This window comes from Cohnella terricola, assembly GCF_007786475.1.
In the GTDB taxonomy this organism is placed as follows: domain Bacteria; phylum Bacillota; class Bacilli; order Paenibacillales; family Paenibacillaceae; genus Cohnella; species Cohnella terricola.
In genome coordinates this window covers 54346-77906 of record NZ_VNJJ01000011.1, presented here as the reverse complement: position 1 = coordinate 77906, position 23561 = coordinate 54346, and the positions used below count along the sequence as shown (strand labels likewise).

The window sequence follows — 23561 nt, the reverse complement described above, 5'->3', positions numbered from 1 at the left end:
GCCGAATGCCGGAATTAAACGTACTAATCGTAGATGATTCCCCATTTATGCGCAAAGTGTTCAGCGACGTAGTCGACACGGACGCCGCCTTCAAAGTATTGGCTACTGCGGCCAACGGGGAAGAGGCCGTAAGGCTCGCGATCGAACTTAAACCCGATATCATAACGATGGATCTGGAAATGCCGCGGATGAACGGAATCGAGGCGCTCAAGAAGATCATGTCGATACAGCCGACTCCGATCATTATGTTATCGGCGGTTACGGATCACGGGACTAGAGATACGATCCGCGCGCTTCAATACGGAGCGTTTGATTTTATTCGGAAGCCGGACGGAGCTGTCAATCTGGACATCCGCCAAGTGAAAGAGCAACTCATCGAGAAGCTCCATATTGCGATGGAGTCGATGAACGGCGGTTCCTGGCGAATGCTTCCGGCCGTAGAGGAAAGAGCGGAATCGCTCCTTCCTCCTCCGATAAAGGCAAATCGCGATGTCGCGCCGCTCAAGGAAGAGGAGAAGGAGACGCATGCATCTGACGAAGCGCTTTCACGCCCGGGTTCCGCGAGTAGCCAAACGCCGCTTGCCCCCGTCTCCGCCAAGAGCGCGAGTCCCCCGCGGGCGACGCCGTCTGCGGAGATCAAAAGAAAGCCCGCTCCTGCTTTGCCGGATACGTTAAATCCGATAGCGGCAAGAAAACAGAAACCGCCTGATTCCCAGGAGGTTAAAGAGATCTTGCGCAAGACGGGGGCCAAGCTTCCGACAGCACCCGGCGACCCGAAGACGATCGGCAAGAAGACGCCGAAATCGGCCGCGAGAGCCGAGCGCCGCCCGGCGGCAGAGACTCCTCCTGCAACGGAAAACCCGAAGACGTCGACGCATTTTACCCAACTGGTTGCGATTGGCACTTCTACGGGAGGCCCTCGAGCGTTGCATGAAGTGCTGACCGGCATTCCGGCGGATTTTCCGGCTCCGATTCTCGTTGTTCAGCACATGCCGCCTAAGTTCACGCATTCGCTCGCGCAGCGGCTCGACAACTTCTGCGACATTCATGTACGGGAAGCGACGGACGGAGAACTTGTGGAGACCGCAACCGCCTACATCGCACCCGGCGGCTGGCATATGAATCTAGCGAAAGACGACGCCGGAAAGTATCGGATAAAGCTGTCGAACGAAGGTCCGAGAAGCGGTCATATGCCTTCTGTAGACATGTTGTTCGAATCGCTGGTCGGCCATCATCAATTAAAGCGGCACATCGTACTGATGACCGGGATGGGCAGTGATGGCGCCAAAGGGATGAAGGCGCTGCTTGAAGACGGAGCAACGAACACGATCGCCGAAGCGGAAGAGACCTGCGTCGTATACGGAATGCCTCGATCGGCGGTCGAACTTGGCGCCGCGACGCGCCAGCTCCCGCTTCAAACCATCGCGCAGGCTCTCGTACAGGATGTGAAATCCGCAAGACCAAATATTGTCGTTGAAAGCTCAGCCAACAAGGAGGTGTCCGGCCCATGGAAATGAATCAGTATATGTCCATGTTTATCGACGAGTCCAATGATCACTTGCAAGCGTTGAACGAGAATATGCTTCGGCTGGAGCAGACGCCGGAGGATATCGGCATCGTTCAGGTGATTTTCCGTTCTGCCCATACGCTCAAGGGAATGTCCGCGACGATGGGATTCGAGGATCTTGCGTCGTTGACTCACGAAATGGAAAACGTGCTCGATCTCGTACGCAACGAGAAGCTTAGCATGAATGGCCATATTTTCGATACGTTGTTCAAGTGTCTGGATGCGCTCGAAGCGATGGTCCAAGACGTGATCAACGGCGGTACGGGGAAAGGCGACGTTGACGATCTCGTTCAACGGTTGAAGGCGATCGTTAAAGGAGACGTCGGCGGCGATGCCTCAATATCGTCCGACGCGGACCAGGACTTGCCCGCATCGTTGATTCTCGACCAATACCAAATGTCGATATTGGGTCAATCGATCGAAGCCGGACATCTTGCTTATTACATCGAAGTCAAAGTGCGCGACGACTGTCTGCTTAAAGCGGCTCGAGCCTATATGGTATTCGATGTCCTGGAAAGGAACGGAGAGGTCGTGAAGTCTTATCCGTCTGTTCAGGAGATCGAACAGGAGCAATTCGACCGCAGCTTCTCGGTATACTACATAACCCAAACACCTGGAGAAACCCTGCAAGACCAATTGTCTCGGGTTTCCGAAATCGAGTCCGTTACGATGAACGCGGTGGACAAAGCCTCTTTGGAGGAAATGGAAAAAGCTCGCGGAGCCTCCGATCAGAAGGCTGCGGTTAAAGAAACGGCGGCCGCGGCTGCGCCTGCAATCCCCAATGCACCGGCCGCTCCAGCGGCACCGGCTGCCGACAAACCCGCCGCTCGCACGGCTCCGGCTGCTGCATCGTCAGGCGGGGCTGCTCCTCGTACGATCAGAGTCGACATCGAACGTCTCGATTCGCTGATGAATCTGTTCAGCGAGATGTTGATCGATCGGGTCCGCTTGGAACAGCTTGCGTCCGAAATCAGGCGCAACGATCTGTCGGAGACGGTCGAACATATGGCTCGCGTAAGCGCGGATCTGCAAAACATCGTTCTGAAGCTGCGGATGGTGCCCGTCGAAAGCGTGTTTAATCGCTTCCCTCGTATGGTGCGGGATTTGGCCAAGTCGTTGGACAAAAAAGTCGACCTCGTTATCGTCGGCGCCGAGACGGAATTGGATCGTACGGTCATCGATGAAATCGGAGATCCGCTCGTTCACTTGATTCGTAACTCGGTAGACCATGGCGTCGAATCGATTGCAGACCGCGTCGGTGCGGGTAAGTCGGAGACAGGAACCGTCGTATTGCGCGCCTTCCACAGCGGGAACCACGTCTTTATCGAGATTGAAGATGACGGTAAAGGCATCAATCGTCCGAAAGTGCTCGAGACGGCCATTAAACGCGGCGTCGTTACTCCCGAAGACGCGAAGAAGCTTAGCGACGATGAAATTAATATGCTGCTCTTCGCGCCGGGGTTCAGCACCGCTGACGTCGTGTCGGACATTTCCGGCCGGGGCGTCGGGCTTGACGTGGTGAAGTCGAAGATTACTTCCCTTGGCGGCAACGTCACCGTCCAATCCGAGCCGGGATCCGGAACGAAGTTCTCGATTCAACTGCCGCTTACGCTTTCTATTATTGCGGCTATGCTTATCAAGCTGGGCTCCGAGAAGTACGCATTCCCGCTATCCTCCATCGTGGAGACGGGAGCGCTCAAGAGAACAGACATTCGAACGCTGCACGGCAATCGAATGGTAGATTACCGCCAGTCTATTATTCCGGTCATCTCGCTTGCAGAATTGGTAGAGTCGCCGGATTACCGCGACGACGAAGAGACGGAAACGGAAATGCTGGTGATCCGCAAAGGGGACAAGCTGGCCGCCATTCTGGTGGACGAATTTATCGGTCAGAGCGAGATCGTGCTGAAGCCGCTCGGCAAATATTTGTCCGGCCATCGAAGCGTCGTCTCGGGTGCGACCATTCTCGGGGATGGGCAAGTGGCTTTGATCGTAGATCCAAACACGATTATCAAATAATAAACCGGACTCCAAGGGAGGAAACATTTTATGGCAGAGGAAATGAAGGTTATCGTTTTCACGCTCGCGCATGAAGAGTACGGCATTGAGGTCGACAAAGTGCGCACGATCGAACGGATGGTTCCGATTACGCGGGTGCCGAAAACGCCTGCGTTCGTAAAAGGCGTCATCAATTTGCGCGGAGTGGTCATCCCGGTGATCGACCTGCGCGGACGTTTCGGGCTCGTTGAAAGCGAATATACCGAGAATTCCCGGATTATTATCGTCGCTGCGAACGATCTGGAAGTCGGCTTTATCGTAGATTCGGCCAACGACGTCATCGATGTGATGAGCGATGCCATCGAGAATCCTCCGGAAGTCGTCGGTGGCATTAAGGCCAAATATATTAGCGGCGTGGCCAAAATCTCCGAGAGCCGTCTGCTCATACTGCTCCATTTGGCGGAAGTGCTGAACCGGAGCGAAATCATTCAACTGGAACAGTTCGGAGACTAAGTCGTGAAACTATTCAGGAACAACGCGGACTTCAAGTTGGACGTTCTCCGGGAAGTAGGGAATATCGGCGCAGGCAACGCGGCGACGGCATTGTCGACGCTGCTTAACAAACCCGTAGACATGGCTGTGCCTACCGTCAATTTGCTGCCGTTCGAAGAAATCGCCGAACGCGTCGGCGGTTCCGAGGCCGTAGTCGTCGCGATCTTTCTTCGCGTCGAGGGAGATGCGCCGGGCAATATGTTTTTTATTATCAATCGCGAACCGGCGCGTCGGATTCTGCAAGGCTTGTTAGGTTTTAACGCCGCCGAGAACGATGCATACAGCGAGCTGGAGTTGTCGGCGCTAAACGAGATCGGCAATATTCTTGCAGGCTCATATCTATCCTCTCTTGCCGACTTTACGGGGCTCAACTTGGCCCCGACGGTCCCTTCGTTAGCCGTTGATATGGCGGGAGCAATATTAAGCTACGGTCTTCTTCAATTCGGCACGATGGGAGACGATGCGTTGCTAATCGAAACGGCATTTATCGAAGGTCAACAAGATTCTGAGGGTCACTTCTTCCTGATCCCAGATCCCGATTCGTTCGAGAAACTGTTCCGTGCGTTAGGAGTGCCGATCTAATGACCGAAGGCACCTTAATTAAAATCGGGATGGCAGATTTGAACATCGGAGACGCGGGAGCGGTGCTTAAGACGACGGGGTTGGGGTCTTGCGTCGGATTGACCTTGTTCGATCCCGCTCTGCGGCTCGGAGGCATGGCGCATATTATGCTGCCGTCCTCGGATATTGCCCGCGAAGGCCAACTAAACATCGCCAAATACGCCGATACAGCCGTGCCCGAGCTCATTGAGAGAATGAAGGCCAAAGGGGCTTTGGTCGAGCGCATGGTCGCTAAAATGGCCGGCGGAGCGCAAATGTTCGCGTTCATGGGGGGATCGGATACGATGAGAATCGGGCCTCGCAACGTGGAAGCGACGAAACAGGTGCTGGAGACGTTCTCCATCCGTCTTCTCTCCGAAGATACGGGAGGGAACTACGGCCGAACGGTGGAATTGAACAGCGATTCGGGCATATTCGTGATTCGCAGCGTGCAGTTCGGAGTAAAGGAGATTTAGAATGAAGGGTTCCTGGCGTTTTAATATCGGGTTCGGCGGATTCGGCGCGATTCTGACTTTTTTGTTTTCCTTATCGAGCAATCCGCTGGAGACGACGCTGATCCGAAGCTTTTACGCATTTACCGCATTCGCGTTTCTGGCTTTCTTCGTCGGCTTCGTTCTGCGAAATTTGATGATTCCGGGCCGTCAGCCCGAGATTGAACTTCCGGACAGCCACGAAGAACGCGGAAGTGTATTGGATATATCGACTCCGGATGATGGCGATTCGTTATCGGAGATGATGAAGGAACAATGGACGGACGGCAAAGGGGAAGCGATCAAAGGCTTTCAGCCCTTGCAGCCCAAGAGATTGGTATCGCTTGACAATCCCAATCCGGAGGAAGTGGTTCAGGCGATACGCCGCCTGACGGACGAATAAGGATGGTGAGGCTAGAATGGTCGATCAAACACGTTCCCGGTTATCCCATCAAGATTTATGGCAACGCTGGAAAGAAGACGAGGATCCGGATGCGAGAAAGCAACTGATCGAACAGTATTTGCCGCTCGTGGATTATGTCTCAAGCCGGATGGCAGTAGGCTTACCCAAGAACGTTACGAAAGACGATTTGGCAAGCAACGGGGCCATGGGCCTTATTGATGCGATTGAGAAATTCGACTACCGACGGGGGCTTCAATTCGAAACCTACGCTTCTTGGAGAATCCGCGGAGCGATTATCGACGGACTTCGCCAAGGAGACTGGGTACCCCGATCGGTTCGTGATAAAGCGAAAAAAATCGAGGACGCTTATGCGGTATTGGAGCAGCAAAATTTGCGGTCTGCTTCGGATGACGAAATATGCGACTATTTGAATATTAGCAACAAGGAATTTCAGCAGATGCTTCAGGAAGTGGCGGTCGCGGCCGTATTTTCGCTCGAGGATCCGATCCGCGAGGAAGAATCGGAGACGCGCCTGACCTTGCTCGTAGATGACAAAGCGGTGAGCCCGGAATCCAAAGTTCATGAAACTTTCTTGAAGGAGTCTTTGAAGTTCGGCATCGACAAGTTGACGGCGAAGGAACGGACCGTGATCTCGCTGTTTTATTACGAGGATTTGTCTTTGAGCGAAATTGCGGAAGTCATGTGCCTGTCGCCTTCGAGAATATCACAGTTGCATTCCAAAGCGATTCTTAGACTTCGCGGGGCGCTCGCAAAGCAAAAGGAACAGTTGCTTCAAAAAGGATAATAGGAGGCGCTAATCATGTCTGACAGTGCGAGCTTGCCATTGGCGGAATGTTTACAAGTAACGATTTCCGACGATAAGATGCAAGCCTACCTGATCTTTAGACAGGTAGAGGACGATCTGAAATTGACTTCTCGCGACCTAGAGCAATATTTGCTGTCGCAAGGAATTAGGTTTGGCCTGCAATCGGACACGTTGTATTTAATCGCGCAAAGACCTCAAGATTTCTACTTTACACAGAACATCGTCGCGGTTGGAACCCCGCCCGTCGCCGGTAAAGACGGTTTTATCAACGTGTTGATCGGTAATTCGGACGACGAGGAGAAGCGTCCGGCGGAAAGGGAAGACGGCAGCGTAGATTACAAGCAAGTAGCCAAACTCGACAATGTAAAAGCAGGGCAACTCATTGCGACTAGGATTCCCGCCGAGCCGGGAATCCCGGGGAAAGCCGTCACAGGAGATGAGATCGGCGCGAAGGACGGCAAAGACGTTCACTTCAAAATCGGGAAAAACGTCGTCATCAATCCCGAAAAAATCGGCATGTACGCGGCCATCGACGGACTCGTGACTAAAACCGATAAAGACAAACTGAACGTCTTTCCCGTATACGAGGTGAACGGAGATGTCGACTATAAGATCGGAAACATCGATTTTGTCGGGACCGTCGTCGTTAGAGGCAATATTCTCACGGGGTTTCGCGTAAAGGCGTCGGGCGATATCCGCGTAACGGGAGGAATCGAGGGAGCCGAGGTGGAATCCGAGGGCTCGATTGAAGTTTCCGGCGGGATCATCGGCAGCAACAAAGGTCACGTCAAAGCAGGATGCAACGTTCGCTGCTCCTTCATCCAGGAAGGGAACGTGATCGCGGGCGAAGATATTCTCGTGAACCAAAGTATTATGCATTCGAACATCAGAGCCGGAAAAACGGTAAAATGCGTCGGAACAAAAGGGTTGATCGTCGGAGGAAGCATTCAAGCCGGAGAACGCGTAACGGCTAGAATGATCGGCAATTCGATGTCCACCGCGACGGTCATCGAGGTCGGCGTACGTCCGGAGCTCCGCCATGAGCTCGGCGAGCTTCGTGCCTCCATACGACAACTGGCAGACAGCTTGGACAAATCCGAGAAAGCACTGTCCCTTTTGGATCAGATGGCTTCCGTTGGTCAATTGACCGGCGATAAGCTTGCCCTTCGGATTAAACTAACGTCGACGAAACGCCAGACGCAGGATGAACTGCAAGAGACCAAAGAGCGTGCGCTAGAGATCGAGAAAACGCTCGAGGATGCTACGACGGCCAGGGTAGACGCGGTTCATACGTTATGGGGCGGCACGAAAATCGTCATCGGCCGGTATACCCGTTTTATGAAAGACAGTACTCAGCGCGTAAGCTTCCGTTTTTCGGACGGCGATATCGTGATGGTTCCGTACTTCTGATCGGAGACGATCATTTCCGAATACGCGTTTTCATCCCTAATCCGAGGTGAATGCCGTGAGTTATAAACCGATCGATTTCCAAGTATCCCTTCCTCGCTCTGTCGAGCTGACCCCTCTCCAGCAGCAACAGCAGCAGCGTTCAGCGACGGAACAAACCTTGCTCGGGCAACAGTCCATGAAAGAGGCCGAGCATAACGCCGCCCGTAGCACGAAGGCGGAATCCGCATCGAACGGCACGATCTCGGAGCGGCAGCCGCGTGGGCGGAATAAGCAGTCGCCATCGAAGAACCAGAACCAAGAGTCTCCCGAAGAAGAAAACAAGCTTCCCGAGCACCCCTACAAAGGGAAACATATCGATTTTATGGGCTAAATCGCAAGAAGGGGGAATCCGGATGGAACAACCTTGGTTATACATTGTCCTGCTCGGCGCAGCGATTACGGTTTACGCGTGGATGCTGCCCAGAAACGAAGGCAAAGACAAGGAAACGAATTTCGTCAGCGAAGATGCTTATACTCAACTGCTGGAGGATTTGGAGGCGGAAAATCGAGAATTGTTCGATGCGGTCGCCAAGTTCAAGCAGGAGCACGACGATACAACAGGGAAACTAAGCCGCCGTGTCGTCGAACTAGAGAACCAGATGAAGAAATGGTCGGAACAACCATCTGCAGTTGCAATGGATTCTCGCCCTCCGGTTTTGCATTCCCCATCGATCGCTGCGCTAGAGAGCGCCACGCCCCAGATTTTTCAACAATCTTCGCTCCCTATATCTGACGAAGGCCGCGATCCGGCCGTCACATCGGCAGAATCGGAGAGCAGATCCGGATCGCTAGACGTAGAAACGGTAGATGAGCAGTCAGAAGAACCGATCGTTCCGGAGATTACGATTCGCGGCAGATATCCCGAGCTGTTGGAGTTGCACGACAAAGGAAAGTCAATCGAGCAAATCGCCAAAGCAACGGGAATGAACAAAGGCGAGGTGCAATTGATTTTGCAGCTTGCTCGCAGGGAGGAACGGCAGCATGCGTAAGTATCGCCTCTGGTTAATGGGGCTGGGAGTCGGTTTGATTCTGGGAGCTTCGATGCTGCAACTGATTTTGATCGGACTGAAGCAGTCGGACATCTCTACCATCTCTACCCGGGAATCGTTAACGGCAGAAGAGCTTAGCGACGAAGCAAGAAAAGCTGGATTGTTATTGCTGACGGAAGATCAGTTGAACGCGCGGGTCGAAGAGGCGGTTAATCAAGCAACCCGGAAAAGCGAAGAAGAAGCTGACGGCGGAACGAAGGAAAGCGAAGCGCCTAAACACATTGAAGCTGTCGGCGAGCAAGCCGTATCCGGCGAGAAAGCAACATCTGCTACTCCGGAGGAGAAAGAAGCTTCGATTAAGGAGATGCCCGAGAAATACGAGAAACCGGTTAAGCTGGATGTCAAGTATGGCATGTCGCTAACCGAAGTCGGGAAAGAATTGAAGAAGCTTGGCGTTATAGACGATGTGAACGATTTTATCGACAAGACGAGGGACGTCTCCAAAAAAATGAAGGTAGGAACGATCGTTTTTACAAGCAAACCCACGTATAAGCAGATCATGAACGAGCTTACCCGCAAAAAATAAAGCCGAACTCGTAAAGTCGACGTTTTTTTGAAAGAATATTGCCCCCGCGCCATTGCGCGACGCTTGTCGATATGGTATATTATTTCTCGGTGTAAAAAACACACGCTTTTCAATTCCGGCAACGGTGCTTGACCCGCGAAAATCGGGTGAAGTTTTGGCGGAAGGCGCGAAAAGCGGCGGAGATTCACCAAAAACCACTAGGAGGTGCAGGAAGATGGCAGTCATTTCCATGAAGCAACTGCTTGAAGCAGGCGTGCATTTCGGTCACCAAACACGTCGTTGGAACCCGAAAATGGATAAGTACATCTTTACTGAACGTAACGGCATTTACATTATCGATTTGCAGAAAACGGTTAAGAAAGTCGACGAGGCGTACAACTTCGTGCGTCAGCTCGGCGAGAACGGCGGTACGATGCTGTTCGTCGGAACGAAAAAACAAGCTCAAGATTCCGTTAAAGAGGAAGCTGAGCGCAGCGGCCAATATTACATCAATCAACGTTGGCTTGGCGGTACGCTGACGAACTTCTCTACGATTCAGAAGCGTACGGACCGTTTGCACCAATTGGACAAATGGGAACAGGACGGCACTTTCGAAGTGCTGCCTAAGAAAGAAGTTATCATCCTTCGCAAAGAAAAAGAGCGCCTCGAGAAGTTCCTCGGCGGCATTAAGCATATGCGCAAATTGCCTGACGCTCTGTTCATCATCGATCCTCGCAAAGAGCGTATCGCTGTTGCGGAAGCTCGCAAGCTGGGTATTCCGATTGTCGGCATCGTCGACACGAACTGCGATCCGGACGAAATCGATTACGTCATCCCAGGTAACGATGACGCGATCCGTGCGGTTAAGCTTCTGACGGCGAAAATGGCTGATGCTATTATCGAATCTCGTCAAGGCGAAGAAACGACGGCTTAAGCGACGCGAATTTCATACAAGTACAATCAAAGGGTGGTCAGAAGGGTAACTTCTCACCGCCCTTTTTTTCCAAAAATCGAATCGCATCTCTCGCGCGATTAGGCGCGGGGAGCATACCTTTAGGAGGAGTCTTCATGGCAATTAGTGCAGCAGACGTTAAAACACTTCGCGAAAGAACCGGTGCAGGGATGTTGGATTGTAAAAAGGCGTTGGAGGAAGCAGGCGGCGATCTGACGAGAGCAAGCGAGCTTCTCCGCGAGAAAGGTCTTGCGGCAGCGGCGAAGAAAGGCGACCGTATCGCTACGGAAGGCGTCGTTGAATCTTATATCCACGCAGGCGGCCGTATTGGCGTACTCGTCGAAGTCAACTGTGAAACCGACTTCGTTGCCAAAACCGAGCAATTCCGTACTTTCGTGAAAGACATCGCGATGCAAATCGCGGCGGCCAACCCGAAATTCCTGGGCCGCGAAGAAGTTTCCCAAGCCGAATTGGACAAGGAAAAAGAAATTCTTCGCAACCAAGCTCTGAACGAAGGCAAGCCGGAGAAAATCGTCGACAAAATGGTCGAAGGCCGTATGAACAAATATTACGAAGAAAACTGCTTGTTGGAACAAATCTTCGTGAAAGACCAAGACAAGACGATCACGCAGCTGCTTAACGAAAAAATCGCCGCGATCGGCGAAAAAATCTCCATCCGCAGATTCGCTCGTTTCGAGCTTGGCGAAGGCTTGGAGAAGAAAACAGAAAACTTCGCGGAAGAAGTTATGGCGCAAGTTAACCAATAAGCAACACCCTATCGGGAACACGGCGTGTTCCCTCTTTTTTAAGAATTTACAGGTTTCCCGGGTTAAAAAAAGCATGTTGGAGGTACAAAACGTTGGAACGTCCATTTTACAAACGCGTGGTATTAAAGGTGAGCGGCGAGTCTCTTTCGGGCAACAACGGTTATGGCATCGACGCGACGACAATCCTGTCGATCGCTGAACAGATTAAGGAAGTGATCGAGCTCGGCGTCGAGGTCGCGATCGTATGCGGCGGTGGCAATATCTGGCGCGGCATCGCAGGAAGCCAGAAGGGCATCGACCGCGCGACGGCGGACTACATGGGCATGCTGGCAACGGTCATGAACTCGCTCGCGCTGCAGGACGCATTGGAGCAAATGGATGTGCCTAGCCGCGTTCAAACTTCGATCGCCATGCAACAGATCGCGGAACCTTATATCCGCAGACGCGCGATTCGTCATTTGGAGAAAGGGCGCGTCGTCATTTTCGCGGCGGGAACGGGCAATCCGTTCTTCTCGACGGATACGACCGCGGCTTTGCGCGCGGCGGAGATCGAGGCCGAAGTCATCCTGATGGCCAAGAACAAAGTCGATGGCGTATACAGCGCCGATCCGTTCAAAGATGCCGATGCCGAGAAATACGAACAGCTCACTTATTTGGACGTACTTAACAAAAACTTAGGCGTAATGGACTCCACTGCTTCTTCGTTATGCATGGACAACGATATCCCGCTTCTCGTATTCGCGATTACCGAGAAAGGCAACATTAAACGTGCCGTCATGGGCGAGAAAATCGGCACGATCGTAAAGGGGAGCATTGACTAATGCCGCAGGCCATTAAGAAAGACGCCGAAGAGCGCATGGAAAAAGCATTAGGCGCGTTAAAACGCGACCTACAAACGTTAAGAGCCGGCCGTGCTTCGGCCGCGATGCTGGATCGGGTTCAAGCCGAATATTATGGCACGATGACGCCTCTCAACCAGATGGGTGCAATCAATACGCCGGACTCCCGGACGCTTATCATTACGCCGTGGGACAAAACGGCTTTGTCCGCGATCGAGAAGGCGATTCAGAAGTCGGATCTTGGTCTGACTCCGGCCAACGACGGTACGATTATCCGCTTGAACATCCCGCCGCTGACGGAAGAGCGCCGCTCGGACCTGGCGAAGCAGACGAAGAAGTTCGGGGAAGAGGCGAAAGTCGCGATCCGCAACATTCGCCGCGACGCCAATGACGAGATCAAGAAAAAGGAAAAAGGCGAGATTTCCGAAGATGAATCGCGTCGTCATCAAGACGACGTGCAGAAGCTGACGGATCGCTTCGTCGCTGAAGTGGATAAAATTTTGGCGGCCAAAGAAAAAGAGATCATGGAAGTTTAATTCGCAAATGCGAGGCCCCTCCGCAAGGTGGGGTTTATTCGCTTTTAGTAAGCTATAGGGTATCGTTGCCGCTATTGGGGGGAAGAGCGATGGGTTTGTTCGGAAAGTGGCTCCGTAAGTTGCGTGCCCGAGATTACACGAAAAACGACATAGAGCAAATGAGAACCGGCGAGGTTCCGAGTGGCGAGAACATCCCAAAGCATGTGGCCATTATTATGGACGGCAACGGCCGCTGGGCGAAGGAGAGGGGACTCCCTCGCATCGCAGGGCATCATAGCGGAATGAAAGCCGTGAAGCGGATCACGAAAGCGGCGGATCGCATCGGCGTAGAAGTGTTGACGTTGTACGCGTTTTCCACGGAAAACTGGAAACGTCCAAAAGCGGAAGTCGATTTCTTGATGAAGCTTCCGCAGGAGTTTTTGTCGCTTGAACTAGGCGAGCTCATAGAAAACAACGTACAAGTGAAAATGATGGGGAACCGGAACCTTCTCCCGGACCATACGATAGCAGCCGTCGAAGATGCGGTTCGGCAAACCGCGCATAATACCGGACTTATTTTAAATTTCGCGCTGAATTACGGCAGCCGGCACGAGATGCTGGAAGCAGCGAAGGAATTAGCCCGGCAGGCGGCAGCTGGCAAGATCAATCCCGACGAGATCGAAGAGGAAGATTTCGAGCGCCACCTGCTCTCCGGCGGGCTTCCGAATCCGGATTTGCTGATTCGTACCAGCGGCGAGCTGCGGTTAAGCAACTTTATGCTCTGGCAGCTTGCCTACAGCGAGTTCTGGTTTACAGAAGTGTATTGGCCGGAATTCAGCGATCAACATCTATATGACGCCGTTCGAGAATACCAACGGCGCGCACGTCGTTACGGAGGGCTGTAGCTTATGGGTCAACGGATCATTACCGGCATCGTGGCCGGAGCGGCATTCATCGGCCTGCTCGTTGCAGGAGGCTGGTACTATGCATGCCTGCTGTTTCTATTGGCGCTGATTGGTTATTGGGAGTTCGTCCGTCTCAACGGACAGCCCTGGAAACGTCTGGATGTGTTGGTCGGATTCGCGGCGACGGGTCTGATCGCGTTGCCGAAATTGCCTTTCGATTGGGAACTACCTTCGTTCACGGCGATTGTTTGGATTCTGATGTTCGTTCTGCTTAGCGGAACGGTGTTCAGCAAAAACCGGATTCAATTAGAACATGTAGGCGTGTTGTTCCTTGGAGCGGTTTACGTCGGCGCGGGTTTTCACTACATGGCGGTCACGCGGGAGCTGGAGCACGGCATTTTCTGGTCGGCTCTGACGTTCGCTTGTATCTGGGCCTCGGACGCAGGCGCTTATTTCGTAGGCAAAGCGATCGGCAGAACGAAGCTTTGGCCGTCGATCAGTCCGAACAAAACGATTGAAGGCGCTCTCGGGGGACTGGTCATAGCCGTGATCGTCGGCTTGATCTTCGCGTTTTTCGAACCGGAATGGGTCGGATATGGCAGAGCGGCGCTTATCGGCTTAACGGCGGCTGTCGCAGGGCAATTGGGGGATCTTGTGCAATCCGCTTACAAGCGTTTCCGCGGAGTGAAAGATTCCGGACGGCTGCTGCCGGGGCACGGAGGCGTGCTGGACCGGATGGATAGCTGGCTGATCGTGTTTCCTTTCGTTCATTTAATCGGATTATTGGCAGGATAAACTCGTCCTTGGTTACATAAAGATAAAGAGCAAGCGGAGGAGCAGTCATGAAAAAAATCGCCGTACTCGGCAGTACGGGTTCAATAGGCACCCAGACGCTCGATGTCATATCCAGACAGCCGGAGCGCTATGAAGTCGTCGGCCTGGCAGCCGGCAGCAACGTGGATTTGCTGCTTGAGCAGGCGAGGCAATTCAAGCCTAAATGGATTTCCGTCGAGGAGCGAGCACTCGAGGATCGAATTCGCTCGGAAGTGCCCGCCGATGTCATCGTCGTTTCGGGTGAGACTGGGCTTAAGCAAGTCGCAAGCGAAGCGGGCGCGAACTACGTCGTCTGCGCGCTGGTCGGGAGCTTGGGCCTTACCTCTACGCTTGCCGCGATCGAAGCGGGAGCGGATATCGGTCTGGCCAATAAGGAGACGCTCGTCACTGCCGGACATCTGGTTATGCAGCGAGCCCGGGAGAAAGGCGTATCGATCCTGCCGGTGGACAGCGAGCATTCCGCGATCTTCCAGTGTCTGAACGGCGAGAACGCCAAAGCGATTAAACGGTTGATCGTGACGGCATCCGGAGGCAGCTTTCGCGATTTAAGTCGGGATCAGCTCAAGAACGTGACCGTGGAAGATGCCTTAAAACATCCGAACTGGAGCATGGGTGCAAAAGTGACGATCGATTCGGCCACGATGGCGAACAAAGGGTTAGAGGTTATCGAGGCGCATTGGCTGTTCGGCCTGCCTTACGATCAGATCGACGTCGTGCTTCATCCGGAAAGCATCGTGCATTCGATGGTGGAATTCACCGATACAAGCGTAATGGCGCAGCTAGGCAACCCCGACATGCGGGTGCCGATCCAATACGCGCTGACGTATCCGGAGCGGGTGGCTTCGCCCGCATCGCCGCTCGACTTGCTGAAGCAAGGGACGCTACATTTCCGGGAGATGAACCTTGAACGTTATCCTTGCCTGCGACTCGCATACGAGGCCGGACGCAGCGGAGGAACGGCGACGACCGTATTCAATGCGGCGAACGAAGTAGCGGTCGCCCGTTTTCTGCGAGGAGAAATCTCTTTTCTTGCGATCGAAGATACGATCGAGATGGCGCTAAGTAAGCATTCTTCCGTTCCGTCGCCGACTCTTGAAGCGATTCTGGAGGCGGATGACTGGGCGCGAACCGAAGCGGCGTCGTACCGGTAACCTCCCTCAGGAGTATTCCCTTGAATCGGCGCGGAGAATAATGTTAATCTAAGATCAGCCGTTTCGAGATGTTGGCGGATGTCGCCGGTCTTTCGATTTACAAAGGGGTTGGAAGGATGGAAAACATACAGGTTGCACTGTTGACCGTACTGATGTTCTTTTTGCTCGTCTCTTTGCACGAATGGGGTCATTTCTACTTTGCCCGTAGAGCAGGTATTCTCGTGCGGGAATTCGCGATTGGCTTCGGGCCAAAGCTCTTCTCCATTAAACGGGGGGAGACGCGCTACACGCTGCGATTGCTCCCGATCGGCGGCTTCGTGCGCATGGCGGGCGAAGATCCCGAGGTGGTCGAAGTTCAACCGGGCCAGACTTTGGCCGTAAGAGTGAAAGACAATGCGGTCACGAGAATTTACTTGGATCGTCTGGATGAACGCTCGGACGTGCTCCGCGGCGAAGTAAAGTCGCTTGATTTGGAGAAGGATTTGTTCATCGCTTTGGATTTGGACGGCGACGTCGAACGTTACCCGGTTCATCCCCAAGCGCTTATCATCGCAAGGGGAAGGGATACGCAGATCGCGCCGCTCGATCGGCAATTCGGTCACAAAACGGTAGGGCAGCGCGCCTTATCGATTTTTGCCGGGCCGGTCATGAACTTTCTGCTGGCCTTCGTGCTTTTCGCATTCTATTTGGTGCTGCAGGGCGTTCCTGTCGAGAATTCCTCGAAAGTGTACATCTCCGACGTCGTGGCCGGTGCTCCGGCCGCCCAATCCGGCCTGGAAAAGGGAGATTGGGTAAAATCGATTAACGGCGAGCCCGTGGGCGGGAATATGAATACTTTCGTAGACAAGATTAATGCGTCGGCAGGAAAGCCTTTAAGTCTCATTGTGGAACGGGGCGGAGTGGAACTGCCGATTAAAGTGACGCCGGACGCGGCAACGGGAAAAATCGGCATCTATCCGTCCGGAGAGATGCGAAAGCCCGGCGTCGGCGAGACGATCAGCTTTGCCGGCACGACGATGGTAGAGATGACCGAGCGTATATTTGAGGGCTTCCGCAAGCTTATTTTTGGAGAGTTCAAGCTGGACGATCTCGGCGGGCCGGTGAAGACGACGCAGGTTACCGTGGAGATTGCCAAGCAAGGATTGGCTCAATTGACTTTGTGGGCGGGCGTGCTCAGCTTGTACTTGGGAATCTTTAACCTACTGCCGATTCCGGCGCTGGACGGAAGCCGTCTTCTGTTCCTTGGATTGGAGGCGGTACGGGGCAAGCCGGTCGATCCGAACCGGGAAAGCATGGTGCACTTGGTTGGATTCGCGATGCTCATGCTGCTGATGATCGTTGTCACGTATAACGATATTGTTGGATTGGTAAGAAATTAAGCCGCTTCAAGCGTTTCGGGAGAAACGCACTTCGGAAGCATAAGCTGGGAGTTGGAGAACCGTCATGTCGAAGGATAAAGGATTCGTTACGGAGATTACGCCGCAAGGAGAGGATTTCTCCCGCTGGTATATCGACGTCATTAAAAAAGCGGAATTAATGGATTATTCGCCGGTTCGCGGCTGCATCGTTTTTCGGCCGGACGGGTACGAACTATGGGAAAATATGCAGAAGGAGCTCGATCGACGCTTTAAGGAAACGGGGCACCGTAACGCGTATTTCCCACTGTTTATTCCCGAAAGTTTCTTCACGAAAGAGAAGGAGCACGTCGAAGGCTTTAATCCCGAGCTGCCTTTCGTGACCGAAGCGGGTGGCGAGCAGCTTGAAGAGAAGCTGGCGATTCGCCCGACATCGGAAACGATGTTCGGCCATATGTACGCGAAGTGGATTAATTCCTACCGCGATCTTCCTCTCTTGATCAACCAGTGGGCGAATGTCGTTCGTTGGGAGAAAAGAACGCTGCCGTTCCTACGGACTAGCGAGTTTCTATGGCAAGAAGGACATACCGCGCATGAAGACGAAGCGGACGCGCGCAGAGAAACGATGCAGATGCTCGACGTCTACACGGATTTCGTGGAAAACGTGCTGGCCATCCCCGTCATCAAAGGGCAGAAGACGCCTTCCGAGCGTTTCGCGGGTGCGGTGGACACGTATTCGATTGAAGCGATGATGAAAGACGGGCGTGCAGTACAAGCGGGCACTTCCCATTACTTGGGTACGAAGTTCGCCGTTGCGTTTGACATCAAATACTTGGATCGCGAGAACGTGCAGCAATTTTGCCATACGACGTCATGGGGCGTCAGCACGCGCCTGATCGGCGCGCTCATCATGGTTCACGGGGACGATCGCGGGCTTGTAATGCCACCGAAGGTCGCGCCGACCCAAGTCGTGATGATTCCGATCGGCCCGCCGAAGACGCGGGAAGTCGTCATCGGCAAGACGGACGAGCTGTATGCACAGCTTAAAGCCGCGGGCATTCGCGTTCGCGTCGACGATCGTGCGGACGTCTCCCCGGGCTGGAAGTTCAACGAATACGAAATGCGCGGGATTCCGATTCGTCTCGAGCTTGGACCTCGCGACTTGGAGAACGGACAGTGCGTGCTCGTTTCCCGCGTTACCGGCGAGAAGAAATCGGTTGCCTTGGACAATCTGGTCGGCGAAGTACAGTCGCTGCTCGAGCAAATCCATGGCGATATGTACGAACGCGCGCGTACGTTCCGCGAAGACAATTTCTTCTCGGTCGATACGCTTGACGAGTACAAAGCGGCGATGGAAGAGAAGAGAGGCTTCGCTCTGGCGGGCTGGTGTGGTTCCGACGCTTGCGAGAAGCAGGTGAAGGAAGAAACCGGCGCGACAAGCCGTAACATTCCGTTCGAGCCTGCGGAGAATAAAACGAAATGCCTCGTCTGCGGTGACGCAGCGGAGCACACGGTCGTTTTCGCAAGAGCTTATTAAGCAACAATATTACCTAAGCGCGTGAAGCACACGCCGCCACTCCATATGGAGTTGGCGGCTTTTTTTCGCGCTAGCTACGGGAACGGAGGGAGTAACTCGAAAAAGTCGAACTATTCTGCCACGGCTGCGGGAAACGGAAGGAGTAACTCGAAAAAGTCGAAGTATTCTGCTACGGCAACGGGAAACGGAAGGAGTAACTCGAAAAAGTCGAACTATTCTGCCACGGCTGCGGGAAACGGAGAGAGTAACTCGAAAAAGTCGAACTACTCTGCCACGGCAGCGGGAAACGGAGAGAGTAACTCGAAAAAAATCGAACTACTCTGCCACGACAGAGGGAAATGGAGAGAGTAACTCGAAAAAGTCGAACTATTCTGCCGTGGCAACGGCAAACGCAGAGAGTAGCTCGAAAAAGTCGAACTATTCTGCTGCGGCAACGGGGAATGGAGAGAGTAACTCGAAAAAGTCGAACTATTCTGCCACGGCAGCGGGAAACGGAGAGAGTAACTCGAAAAAGTCGAACTATTCTGCTGTGGCAACGGGAAACGGAAGGAGTAACTCGAAAAAGTCGAACTATTCTGCCACCGCAGCGGGAAACGGAAGGAGTAACTCGAAAAAGTCGAACTATTCTGCCACGACAGCGGGAAACGGAGAGAGTAACTCGAAAAAGTCGAACAATTCTGCCACAATGACTTGGGATGCGTGAAGCGTAGGGGGCCTATAACCGGTCAATTTTTCCGCTGGAGATTCTATTGATGGTTCGATAGCGTTCAGGTAAAATAGAGAGAAAGCGCAGCGTCAGCTTCTGATGGAAGACGGTGTCCGGATGCGGAATTGGAATCCGCGGCGGCCTTTTTCACGGAAGCTTTTGTATTTCATAGCGACATAAGTAAGAGAGGGATGTGGGGGTGCAGCCGATGGATGATAGACGCAAACGGTTCGAGGTTCTGCTACAGCAGGCGGAGTTGCCGACCGAGTGGCTGGGGCAGCATTTTCGGGACGGACATATCGAGAAGGTGGAAATTAGCCGTTCCCGCAAACAGTGGACGATCCATATCGGCAAGAAAGCTCTGCTTCCTAGATCGATTTACATAGGATTGAACGAACGGATCAGAACGAAGCTCGGACATATTGCGGATATCTCGCTCGCCGTCGATTATTCGCAAGAGGTCGCAACGGAAACGATCGTGCGCGAATATTGGCTGGCTTTCGTGGAACGTCTGCAGCAGGAAGTCGCTTCGGTCAACGGATGGCTGGCGAAAGCGGATGTCGGCTACTCTAGCGGAGTGCTGACGATTGCTTTGTTGAACGAGACGAACCTCGAATTGGCCCGCAAAAAAGAGATCGATACGCATGCTGCCAACTATTTCGAAGAGTGTTTTCGGCGTTCGTTCCGCGTGAAGCTGACCGTCGGCGAACCGCGGGCGGACACGTATACGGAATTTACGCAGAAGATCGAAGAAGAGAACCGCGCCGCAATCGAGCAGATTATGGCTAGCGCGCGGGAAGAAGCACCAGCGGTCGAGGAAGGCGAAGCGCCGCAAGTGCTGCAGCATGGCTACGAGATTAAAGAGCCGCCCGTGCCGATTCAGGAGATTCGCGAAGAAGAGAAGAAGGTAACGGTTCAAGGCGTCATTTTCGGGTTGGAGACGAAGGAGCTGCGAACGGGCAGCACGTTATTCCAATGTTATATTACTGATTTTACGGATTCCTTGTCGATCAAGATCTTCGGCAAAAATAAAGAAGATATCAAGATGCTCAGTCTGCTCGCCAACGGCAAGTGGGTGAAAATGCGGGGAAAAATCGAGTATGACCGCTTTCTTAATCCCCCCGAGCTGGTTATGTTCCCGAACGACATACGGGAAATTCCGGCGCCGCCCGAACCGAAGGATACGGCGGAGGAGAAGCGGGTCGAATTTCATCTGCATACGACGATGAGCACGATGGACGCGGTCACCTCGGTAGATGCATATATCAAGACGGCGGCGAAATGGGGACATAAAGCGATCGCGGTTACCGATCATGCGAATGTGCAATGTTATCCCGACGCGGCGAAAGCCGGCAAGAAGCATGGCATCAAAGTCATGTACGGCGTCGAAGCGAACATCGTCAATGACGCGGTTCCGATGGTGCTCCAGCCGAGAGAACAAAGCTTAGCGGACGCCGAATACGTCGTGTTCGATATCGAGACGACCGGCTTATCGGTCACGGACAATAAGATCATCGAACTTGCGGGAGTCAAGATGCGCGGCGGACAGGAGATTGACCGTTTCGAGACATTCGTAAATCCGCACGAACCGATTCCTTACAACATCCAGCAGTTGACGAATATTACGGACGAGATGGTCAAGGATGCGCCCGAGCTAGAGCCGAAGCTGAAGGAATTCATCGCATTCGTCGGAGACGCCGTGCTCGTGGCGCATAACGCTCGTTTCGACATTGGCTTCATGCAGCACGCCTGCAAGCAATTCGGCCTTCCGCCAATAGCGAACCCGGCGCTGGATACGCTCGAATTGGCGAGATACTTGTATCCGAAGATGAAGAACCATCGCTTGAACACGCTCGCGTCCCTGTATAAGGTATCGCTAGAGAACCACCACCGGGCGATCGACGATACGATTGCGCTCGGAGGCATTCTGAACGGTTTGCTGAAGGACATTCAAGCCAAAGGGATCAACGAACTGCACGTGCTTAACGATTTGAACGACATGAGCTGGAAGACGACCCGACCGTTCCATTGCGGCATCTACGCGCTTAACGCGATCGGCAAGAAGAACTTATACAAACTGATTTCTTTATCCCATACCGAATATTTTAATCGTGTGGCCTGTATTCCGAAAAGCAAGCTCATCGAGTATCGCGAAGGGTTGCTCGTCATTTCCGGATGCGAGAAAGGCGAATTGTTCGAGACGGTGCTAAACAAGTCGCAGGAGGAAGCGGAAGAAGTTGCGGAATTCTACGATGTACTGGAGATTCAACCGCTCGATTTCTATATGCATTTGCTGGACAAGGGACTTGTCTCCAGCAGAGCATCCCTGGAGGAGGCGCTTCGACGCATCGTTCGGATCGGCGAGAAGCTGACGAAACCGGTCATCGCGACGGGTAACGTCCATTATCTGAACCCGCGCGAGAAAATTTTCCGCGACATTACGATTCACGGCATAACCGGATTCAGTCCGCTGAAGGACCAGCGCAAGCCGGACGCGCATTTCCGCACGACGACGGAAATGCTGGAAGAGTTCAAGTTTCTAGGAGATGGAAAGGCCTACGAGGTCGTTGTGACCAACACGTCCGAACTGGCCGACCGCTTCGAGGAGATCAAGCTGTTTCCGGATGAGCTGTTCACGCCGATCATCGAAGGCGCGGACGACGAGATTCGCGACACGTGTTACGCCACGGCGCGTAGCATGTACGGGGAGGAACTTCCGGAAGTCGTCACGGCGCGGCTCGAGAAGGAGCTCGTACCGATCATCAAGTTCGGGTTCTCTGCAAACTATTTGATCTCGGAACGGCTCGTCAAAAAGTCGAACCAAGACGGTTACCTCGTCGGTTCGCGGGGATCGGTCGGCTCGTCGGTCGTCGCCACGTTCCTAGGCATCTCCGAGGTTAATCCGCTGCCCGCCCACTACCTGTGCCGGAATCCGGAATGCAAGCACAGCGAATGGTTTCTCGACGGCAGCGTACCGAGCGGTTTTGATTTGCCGAACAAGCTTTGTCCGGAATGCGGTACGGTCATGCGCGGAGAAGGGCAGGATATCCCGTTCGAGACGTTCCTTGGATTCAAGGGAGACAAGGTTCCCGATATCGACTTGAACTTCTCGGGGGAATATCAGCCGCATGCACACAATTACACTAAAGTGCTGTTCTCGGAGAGAAGCGTGTTTCGTGCGGGAACGATCGGCACAGTCGCGGAGAAAACCGCGTTCGGTTTTACGAAGAAATACGAAGAAGAGCATAACAAGTCATGGCGCGGAGCGGAACTGAACCGGCTTGCGGCCGGATGCACGGGCGTTAAGCGCAGCACCGGGCAGCATCCCGGCGGCATCGTCGTCGTTCCGGACTATATGGAAGTAGAAGACATTACGCCGGTGCAATACCCGGCCGACGATACGAGCGCGGAATGGAAAACGACGCATTTCGATTATCATGCCTTCGATGCGAACTTGCTCAAGCTCGATATACTCGGGCACGACGATCCGACGATGATGCGGATGCTTCAGGATTTGACTGGAATCGATCCGACAACGATTCCGATGAACGATCCGAAGGTGATGAGCTTGTTCAACTCCGTCGAAGCGCTGGGCGTCACACCGCAGCAGATCCGTTCTCCGGTGGCAACATTCGGCGTGCCCGAGATGGGAACGCGGTTCGTGCGGCAGATGCTTGAGGAGACGAAACCTTCGAGCTTCGCCGATCTGCTGCAGATCTCGGGATTGTCTCACGGAACAGGCGTATGGCTCGGCAACGCGCAGGAACTGATCAAGAATAACACGTGCACGATTAAGACGGTTATTGGTTGTCGCGACGATATTATGCTGTTCCTGATTTACAAAGCGGGTATGGACGCTTCGCTGGCGTTCAAAATCACGGAAAGCGTGCGGAAAGGAAAAGGCTTGACGCCGGAGTGGATCGAAGAGATGAAGCGGTGCAAAGTGCCGCAATGGTACATCGATTCCTGCTTGCGCATCGAGTATATGTTCCCGAAAGCGCATGCCGCGGCTTATGTTATTTCCGCAGTGCGGACGGCCTATTTCAAACTCTATAACCCGATCGAATATTACGCGACGTATTTCTCCGTACGCGCCGGGGACTTCGACGTCGAGCTGTTCTGCCAAGGATACGACGCGATTTTGAAGATGCTGCTGGAGATCGAGGAGAAAGGCTTTCAAGCGACGACGAAAGAGAAAAACATGATCTCGATTCTCGAGATGGGGCTGGAGATGACGGCGAGAGGATTCAAGTTCAAAACCGTCGATCTCTATCGTTCGGAAGCGACGCGCTTTATTGTAGACGGGGACAGCCTTATTCCTCCTTTCGGCGCAATCGCCGGCGTCGGGGAGAACGCGGCTCGCAATATCGCGGCTTCCCGCGAAGAGGGAGACTACCTCTCGATTGAGGACTTTCAACAGCGGTCAAGGGCAAGCAAGACGATCGTCGAAGTGCTGGCCGGACTAGGCGCTTTCAGAGGGCTCCCCGAATCGAATCAGCTTATGCTGTTCTAAGCGTGGGAGGGAATCTCCGGAGGAAAGTAGTGGTTGCCAGTAACGCC

21 protein-coding genes are annotated in these 23561 nt (G+C 53.5%); all 21 read left to right on the top strand.

The genetic code is table 11. From position 1 onward, the window contains the following. The first annotated feature begins 5 nt into the window (after positions 1–5). The 21 genes from FPZ45_RS17890 to FPZ45_RS17790 all read left to right on the top strand — a co-directional run bounded on the left by FPZ45_RS17890 (position 6) and on the right by FPZ45_RS17790 (position 23514). Positions 6–1517: a protein-glutamate methylesterase/protein-glutamine glutaminase gene (locus FPZ45_RS17890; RefSeq protein ID WP_144704931.1), complete on the top strand. Its 1512-nt coding sequence runs from the start codon at positions 6–8 to the stop codon at positions 1515–1517. Further along, positions 1508–3586 carry a chemotaxis protein CheA gene (locus tag FPZ45_RS17885; RefSeq protein ID WP_144704929.1) on the top strand — a complete coding sequence of 693 codons (2079 nt, stop codon included), beginning with the start codon at positions 1508–1510 and terminating at the stop codon, positions 3584–3586. Before FPZ45_RS17890 ends, FPZ45_RS17885 begins: the two co-directional genes overlap by 10 nt. A 30-nt stretch (positions 3587–3616) precedes the next feature. Next, positions 3617–4078, top strand: coding sequence for a chemotaxis protein CheW (locus tag FPZ45_RS17880; RefSeq protein ID WP_144704926.1), 462 nt, complete (start codon positions 3617–3619; stop codon positions 4076–4078). A gap of 3 nt (positions 4079–4081) precedes the next feature. Then, positions 4082–4699 (top strand): chemotaxis protein CheC, encoded by a 618-nt coding sequence (locus tag FPZ45_RS17875; protein WP_144704924.1) that lies wholly within the window; start codon positions 4082–4084, stop codon positions 4697–4699. Beyond that, entirely contained in the window at positions 4699–5193 is a 495-nt protein-coding gene (locus FPZ45_RS17870) for a chemotaxis protein CheD (RefSeq protein ID WP_144704921.1), read from the top strand. Before FPZ45_RS17875 ends, FPZ45_RS17870 begins: the two co-directional genes overlap by 1 nt. 1 nt (position 5194) lies before the next feature. Further along, a complete protein-coding gene (locus FPZ45_RS17865) occupies positions 5195–5611 on the top strand; it encodes a hypothetical protein (RefSeq protein WP_144704919.1) in 417 nt (138 codons plus the stop codon). Positions 5612–5627: 16 nt separating this feature from the next. Beyond that, positions 5628–6416, top strand: a complete 789-nt coding sequence (locus FPZ45_RS17860; RefSeq protein WP_144704916.1) for a FliA/WhiG family RNA polymerase sigma factor — start codon at positions 5628–5630, stop codon at positions 6414–6416. 15 nt (positions 6417–6431) lie between these two features. Next, positions 6432–7847, top strand: coding sequence for a flagellar assembly protein A (locus tag FPZ45_RS17855; protein WP_144704913.1), 1416 nt, complete (start codon positions 6432–6434; stop codon positions 7845–7847). 55 nt (positions 7848–7902) lie between these two features. After that, positions 7903–8217, top strand: coding sequence for a hypothetical protein (locus tag FPZ45_RS17850; RefSeq protein ID WP_144704910.1), 315 nt, complete (start codon positions 7903–7905; stop codon positions 8215–8217). 22 nt (positions 8218–8239) lie between these two features. Next, complete coding sequence (locus FPZ45_RS17845) at positions 8240–8875, top strand: hypothetical protein (protein WP_144704907.1); 636 nt, start codon at positions 8240–8242, stop codon at positions 8873–8875. After that, a complete protein-coding gene (locus tag FPZ45_RS17840) occupies positions 8868–9461 on the top strand; it encodes a hypothetical protein (protein ID WP_144704905.1) in 594 nt (197 codons plus the stop codon). The genes FPZ45_RS17845 and FPZ45_RS17840 overlap by 8 nt, the downstream gene beginning before the upstream one ends. Before the next feature lie 214 nt (positions 9462–9675). Beyond that, positions 9676–10374 (top strand): 30S ribosomal protein S2, encoded by a 699-nt coding sequence (gene rpsB / locus FPZ45_RS17835; protein WP_144704902.1) that lies wholly within the window; start codon positions 9676–9678, stop codon positions 10372–10374. A gap of 134 nt (positions 10375–10508) precedes the next feature. Then, positions 10509–11159, top strand: coding sequence for a translation elongation factor Ts (tsf, locus tag FPZ45_RS17830; protein WP_144704899.1), 651 nt, complete (start codon positions 10509–10511; stop codon positions 11157–11159). A gap of 92 nt (positions 11160–11251) precedes the next feature. Further along, the gene (gene pyrH / locus FPZ45_RS17825) at positions 11252–11980 is read left to right on the top strand and encodes a UMP kinase (RefSeq protein WP_144704896.1); all 729 of its coding nucleotides are present in this window, start codon (positions 11252–11254) and stop codon (positions 11978–11980) included. Further along, on the top strand, positions 11980–12534 hold the full coding sequence (gene frr / locus FPZ45_RS17820) for a ribosome recycling factor (RefSeq protein WP_144704893.1): 555 nt from the start codon (positions 11980–11982) through the stop codon (positions 12532–12534). The genes pyrH and frr overlap by 1 nt, the downstream gene beginning before the upstream one ends. Positions 12535–12692: 158 nt before the next feature. Beyond that, positions 12693–13418, top strand: coding sequence for an undecaprenyl pyrophosphate synthase (locus FPZ45_RS17815; protein ID WP_246120493.1), 726 nt, complete (start codon positions 12693–12695; stop codon positions 13416–13418). Positions 13419–13421: 3 nt separating this feature from the next. Then, positions 13422–14213 carry a phosphatidate cytidylyltransferase gene (locus tag FPZ45_RS17810; RefSeq protein WP_144704887.1) on the top strand — a complete coding sequence of 264 codons (792 nt, stop codon included), beginning with the start codon at positions 13422–13424 and terminating at the stop codon, positions 14211–14213. A 47-nt stretch (positions 14214–14260) separates the two neighbouring features. Beyond that, positions 14261–15403: a 1-deoxy-D-xylulose-5-phosphate reductoisomerase gene (locus FPZ45_RS17805; protein WP_144704884.1), complete on the top strand. Its 1143-nt coding sequence runs from the start codon at positions 14261–14263 to the stop codon at positions 15401–15403. A 116-nt stretch (positions 15404–15519) separates the two neighbouring features. Then, positions 15520–16782, top strand: a complete 1263-nt coding sequence (gene rseP / locus FPZ45_RS17800; protein WP_144704881.1) for an RIP metalloprotease RseP — start codon at positions 15520–15522, stop codon at positions 16780–16782. A gap of 64 nt (positions 16783–16846) precedes the next feature. After that, positions 16847–18295 (top strand): proline--tRNA ligase, encoded by a 1449-nt coding sequence (gene proS / locus FPZ45_RS17795; RefSeq protein WP_144704878.1) that lies wholly within the window; start codon positions 16847–16849, stop codon positions 18293–18295. Between the two features lie 914 nt (positions 18296–19209). Next, the gene (locus tag FPZ45_RS17790; RefSeq protein ID WP_425457018.1) at positions 19210–23514 is read left to right on the top strand and encodes a PolC-type DNA polymerase III; all 4305 of its coding nucleotides are present in this window, start codon (positions 19210–19212) and stop codon (positions 23512–23514) included. Positions 23515–23561: the final 47 nt, after the last annotated feature.

Coding starts and splice junctions, on each gene's coding strand:
- FPZ45_RS17890 (WP_144704931.1), top strand. CDS start 6: ATGCCGGAATTAAACGTACTAATCGTAGATGATTCCCCATTTATGCGC.
- FPZ45_RS17885 (WP_144704929.1), top strand. CDS start 1,508: ATGGAAATGAATCAGTATATGTCCATGTTTATCGACGAGTCCAATGAT.
- FPZ45_RS17880 (WP_144704926.1), top strand. CDS start 3,617: ATGGCAGAGGAAATGAAGGTTATCGTTTTCACGCTCGCGCATGAAGAG.
- FPZ45_RS17870 (WP_144704921.1), top strand. CDS start 4,699: ATGACCGAAGGCACCTTAATTAAAATCGGGATGGCAGATTTGAACATC.
- FPZ45_RS17865 (WP_144704919.1), top strand. CDS start 5,195: ATGAAGGGTTCCTGGCGTTTTAATATCGGGTTCGGCGGATTCGGCGCG.
- FPZ45_RS17860 (WP_144704916.1), top strand. CDS start 5,628: ATGGTCGATCAAACACGTTCCCGGTTATCCCATCAAGATTTATGGCAA.
- FPZ45_RS17855 (WP_144704913.1), top strand. CDS start 6,432: ATGTCTGACAGTGCGAGCTTGCCATTGGCGGAATGTTTACAAGTAACG.
- FPZ45_RS17845 (WP_144704907.1), top strand. CDS start 8,240: ATGGAACAACCTTGGTTATACATTGTCCTGCTCGGCGCAGCGATTACG.
- FPZ45_RS17840 (WP_144704905.1), top strand. CDS start 8,868: ATGCGTAAGTATCGCCTCTGGTTAATGGGGCTGGGAGTCGGTTTGATT.
- rpsB (WP_144704902.1), top strand. CDS start 9,676: ATGGCAGTCATTTCCATGAAGCAACTGCTTGAAGCAGGCGTGCATTTC.
- tsf (WP_144704899.1), top strand. CDS start 10,509: ATGGCAATTAGTGCAGCAGACGTTAAAACACTTCGCGAAAGAACCGGT.
- frr (WP_144704893.1), top strand. CDS start 11,980: ATGCCGCAGGCCATTAAGAAAGACGCCGAAGAGCGCATGGAAAAAGCA.
- FPZ45_RS17815 (WP_246120493.1), top strand. CDS start 12,693: ATGAGAACCGGCGAGGTTCCGAGTGGCGAGAACATCCCAAAGCATGTG.
- FPZ45_RS17810 (WP_144704887.1), top strand. CDS start 13,422: ATGGGTCAACGGATCATTACCGGCATCGTGGCCGGAGCGGCATTCATC.
- FPZ45_RS17805 (WP_144704884.1), top strand. CDS start 14,261: ATGAAAAAAATCGCCGTACTCGGCAGTACGGGTTCAATAGGCACCCAG.
- rseP (WP_144704881.1), top strand. CDS start 15,520: ATGGAAAACATACAGGTTGCACTGTTGACCGTACTGATGTTCTTTTTG.
- proS (WP_144704878.1), top strand. CDS start 16,847: ATGTCGAAGGATAAAGGATTCGTTACGGAGATTACGCCGCAAGGAGAG.
- FPZ45_RS17790 (WP_425457018.1), top strand. CDS start 19,210: ATGGATGATAGACGCAAACGGTTCGAGGTTCTGCTACAGCAGGCGGAG.